Origin of the sequence: Nonomuraea sp. NPDC050691 (assembly GCF_040654455.1) — a bacterium.
Classification (GTDB): Bacteria; Actinomycetota; Actinomycetes; order Streptosporangiales; family Streptosporangiaceae; genus Nonomuraea.
Map to the genome: position 1 here is coordinate 1 of NZ_JBFAIA010000312.1, position 4,394 is coordinate 4,394.

At 47.7% G+C, this 4,394-nt stretch carries 2 rRNA genes; both read left to right on the forward strand.

Going from position 1 to position 4,394, the window contains the following annotated elements:
• Positions 1 to 274 precede the first annotated feature (274 nt).
• A 16S ribosomal RNA gene (locus tag AB0H81_RS43970) occupies positions 275 to 1,826 on the forward strand.
• Positions 1,827 to 2,176: 350 nt separating this feature from the next.
• Positions 2,177 to 4,394: ribosomal RNA gene (locus tag AB0H81_RS43975) — 23S ribosomal RNA — on the forward strand; the annotation flags it as partial.

Consider the following 4,394-nt stretch of genomic DNA (forward strand, 5'->3'; position numbering starts at 1 on the left):
AGCTTGGTAGAGCACTTGGTTTGGGACCAAGGGGTCGCAGGTTCGAATCCTGTCTTCCCGATATACTGTAATTATTATGGGCGCTTAGCTCAGCTGGGAGAGCGCCTGCTTTGCACGCAGGAGGTCAGCGGTTCGATCCCGCTAGTCTCCACCATTTATTTTTACACGATGAACATTGAAAACTGAATGACAATATGTCAACGTTAATTCCAAAAACGTAACTATAAGTTACAAACATTATTTAGTATTTATGAGCTAATCAAACATCATAATTTTTATGGAGAGTTTGATCCTGGCTCAGGATGAACGCTGGCGGCGTGCCTAATACATGCAAGTCGAGCGAACGGACGAGAAGCTTGCTTCTCTGATGTTAGCGGCGGACGGGTGAGTAACACGTGGATAACCTACCTATAAGACTGGGATAACTTCGGGAAACCGGAGCTAATACCGGATAATATTTTGAACCGCATGGTTCAAAAGTGAAAGACGGTCTTGCTGTCACTTATAGATGGATCCGCGCTGCATTAGCTAGTTGGTAAGGTAACGGCTTACCAAGGCAACGATGCATAGCCGACCTGAGAGGGTGATCGGCCACACTGGAACTGAGACACGGTCCAGACTCCTACGGGAGGCAGCAGTAGGGAATCTTCCGCAATGGGCGAAAGCCTGACGGAGCAACGCCGCGTGAGTGATGAAGGTCTTCGGATCGTAAAACTCTGTTATTAGGGAAGAACATATGTGTAAGTAACTGTGCACATCTTGACGGTACCTAATCAGAAAGCCACGGCTAACTACGTGCCAGCAGCCGCGGTAATACGTAGGTGGCAAGCGTTATCCGGAATTATTGGGCGTAAAGCGCGCGTAGGCGGTTTTTTAAGTCTGATGTGAAAGCCCACGGCTCAACCGTGGAGGGTCATTGGAAACTGGAAAACTTGAGTGCAGAAGAGGAAAGTGGAATTCCATGTGTAGCGGTGAAATGCGCAGAGATATGGAGGAACACCAGTGGCGAAGGCGACTTTCTGGTCTGTAACTGACGCTGATGTGCGAAAGCGTGGGGATCAAACAGGATTAGATACCCTGGTAGTCCACGCCGTAAACGATGAGTGCTAAGTGTTAGGGGGTTTCCGCCCCTTAGTGCTGCAGCTAACGCATTAAGCACTCCGCCTGGGGAGTACGACCGCAAGGTTGAAACTCAAAGGAATTGACGGGGACCCGCACAAGCGGTGGAGCATGTGGTTTAATTCGAAGCAACGCGAAGAACCTTACCAAATCTTGACATCCTTTGACAACTCTAGAGATAGAGCTTTCCCCTTCGGGGGACAAAGTGACAGGTGGTGCATGGTTGTCGTCAGCTCGTGTCGTGAGATGTTGGGTTAAGTCCCGCAACGAGCGCAACCCTTAAGCTTAGTTGCCATCATTAAGTTGGGCACTCTAAGTTGACTGCCGGTGACAAACCGGAGGAAGGTGGGGATGACGTCAAATCATCATGCCCCTTATGATTTGGGCTACACACGTGCTACAATGGACAATACAAAGGGCAGCGAAACCGCGAGGTCAAGCAAATCCCATAAAGTTGTTCTCAGTTCGGATTGTAGTCTGCAACTCGACTACATGAAGCTGGAATCGCTAGTAATCGTAGATCAGCATGCTACGGTGAATACGTTCCCGGGTCTTGTACACACCGCCCGTCACACCACGAGAGTTTGTAACACCCGAAGCCGGTGGAGTAACCTTTTAGGAGCTAGCCGTCGAAGGTGGGACAAATGATTGGGGTGAAGTCGTAACAAGGTAGCCGTATCGGAAGGTGCGGCTGGATCACCTCCTTTCTAAGGATATATTCGGAACATCTTCTTCAGAAGATGCGGAATAACGTGACATATTGTATTCAGTTTTGAATGTTTATTTAACATTCAAATATTTTTTGGTTAAAGTGATATTGCTTATGCGAGCGCTTGACTAAAAAGAAATTGTACATTGAAAACTAGATAAGTAAGTAAAATATAGATTTTACCAAGCAAAACCGAGTGAATAAAGAGTTTTAAATAAGCTTGAATTCATAAGAAATAATCGCTAGTGTTCGAAAGAACACTCACAAGATTAATAACGCGTTTAAATCTTTTTATAAAAGAACGTAACTTCATGTTAACGTTTGACTTATAAAAATGGTGGAAACATAGATTAAGTTATTAAGGGCGCACGGTGGATGCCTTGGCACTAGAAGCCGATGAAGGACGTTACTAACGACGATATGCTTTGGGGAGCTGTAAGTAAGCTTTGATCCAGAGATTTCCGAATGGGGAAACCCAGCATGAGTTATGTCATGTTATCGATATGTGAATACATAGCATATCAGAAGGCACACCCGGAGAACTGAAACATCTTAGTACCCGGAGGAAGAGAAAGAAAATTCGATTCCCTTAGTAGCGGCGAGCGAAACGGGAAGAGCCCAAACCAACAAGCTTGCTTGTTGGGGTTGTAGGACACTCTATACGGAGTTACAAAGGACGACATTAGACGAATCATCTGGAAAGATGAATCAAAGAAGGTAATAATCCTGTAGTCGAAAATGTTGTCTCTCTTGAGTGGATCCTGAGTACGACGGAGCACGTGAAATTCCGTCGGAATCTGGGAGGACCATCTCCTAAGGCTAAATACTCTCTAGTGACCGATAGTGAACCAGTACCGTGAGGGAAAGGTGAAAAGCACCCCGGAAGGGGAGTGAAATAGAACCTGAAACCGTGTGCTTACAAGTAGTCAGAGCCCGTTAATGGGTGATGGCGTGCCTTTTGTAGAATGAACCGGCGAGTTACGATTTGATGCAAGGTTAAGCAGTAAATGTGGAGCCGTAGCGAAAGCGAGTCTGAATAGGGCGTTTAGTATTTGGTCGTAGACCCGAAACCAGGTGATCTACCCTTGGTCAGGTTGAAGTTCAGGTAACACTGAATGGAGGACCGAACCGACTTACGTTGAAAAGTGAGCGGATGAACTGAGGGTAGCGGAGAAATTCCAATCGAACCTGGAGATAGCTGGTTCTCTCCGAAATAGCTTTAGGGCTAGCCTCAAGTGATGATTATTGGAGGTAGAGCACTGTTTGGACGAGGGGCCCCTCTCGGGTTACCGAATTCAGACAAACTCCGAATGCCAATTAATTTAACTTGGGAGTCAGAACATGGGTGATAAGGTCCGTGTTCGAAAGGGAAACAGCCCAGACCACCAGCTAAGGTCCCAAAATATATGTTAAGTGGAAAAGGATGTGGCGTTGCCCAGACAACTAGGATGTTGGCTTAGAAGCAGCCATCATTTAAAGAGTGCGTAATAGCTCACTAGTCGAGTGACACTGCGCCGAAAATGTACCGGGGCTAAACATATTACCGAAGCTGTGGATTGTCCTTTGGACAATGGTAGGAGAGCGTTCTAAGGGCGTTGAAGCATGATCGTAAGGACATGTGGAGCGCTTAGAAGTGAGTATGCCGGTGTGAGTAGCGAAAGACGGGTGAGAATCCCGTCCACCGATTGACTAAGGTTTCCAGAGGAAGGCTCGTCCGCTCTGGGTTAGTCGGGTCCTAAGCTGAGGCCGACAGGCGTAGGCGATGGATAACAGGTTGATATTCCTGTACCACCTATAATCGTTTTAATCGATGGGGGGACGCAGTAGGATAGGCGAAGCGTGCGATTGGATTGCACGTCTAAGCAGTAAGGCTGAGTATTAGGCAAATCCGGTACTCGTTAAGGCTGAGCTGTGATGGGGAGAAGACATTGTGTCTTCGAGTCGTTGATTTCACACTGCCGAGAAAAGCCTCTAGATAGAAAATAGGTGCCCGTACCGCAAACCGACACAGGTAGTCAAGATGAGAATTCTAAGGTGAGCGAGCGAACTCTCGTTAAGGAACTCGGCAAAATGACCCCGTAACTTCGGGAGAAGGGGTGCTCTTTAGGGTTAACGCCCAGAAGAGCCGCAGTGAATAGGCCCAAGCGACTGTTTATCAAAAACACAGGTCTCTGCTAAACCGTAAGGTGATGTATAGGGGCTGACGCCTGCCCGGTGCTGGAAGGTTAAGAGGAGTGGTTAGCTTCTGCGAAGCTACGAATCGAAGCCCCAGTAAACGGCGGCCGTAACTATAACGGTCCTAAGGTAGCGAAATTCCTTGTCGGGTAAGTTCCGACCCGCACGAAAGGCGTAACGATTTGGGCACTGTCTCAACGAGAGACTCGGTGAAATCATAGTACCTGTGAAGATGCAGGTTACCCGCGACAGGACGGAAAGACCCCGTGGAGCTTTACTGTAGCCTGATATTGAAATTCGGCACAGCTTGTACAGGATAGGTAGGAGCCTTTGAAACGTGAGCGCTAGCTTACGTGGAGGCGCTGGTGGGATACTACCCTAGCTGTGTTGG